A 235-nucleotide genomic window follows, 5' to 3' on the forward strand; every position below is an offset into this window, starting at 1 on the left:
ATTGGGTTGATTAGCTCAACAACAAACTTCAAGTTGTCGCCTGGCATTACCATTTCTACACCTTCTGGAAGCTCTACAGCACCAGTGATGTCAGTTGTACGGAAGTAGAACTGTGGACGGTAGCCTTTGAAGAATGGCGTGTGACGACCACCTTCATCTTTAGTCAATACGTAAACTTCTGACTCAAACTTAGTGTGTGGGTTGATTGAACCTGGCTTAGCAAGTACTTGACCAC

The 235-nt window shown here is 44.7% G+C and carries 1 protein-coding gene; it reads right to left on the reverse strand.

Features of this window, described 5'->3' with window-relative positions; all coding sequences use genetic code 11:
* On the reverse strand, positions 1-235 hold a 235-nt coding region (locus ACSLUK_RS20115; protein WP_448550563.1), incomplete at both ends, for an EF-Tu C-terminal domain-related protein.

The sequence above is a fragment of the Thalassotalea fusca genome, from assembly GCF_053485835.1.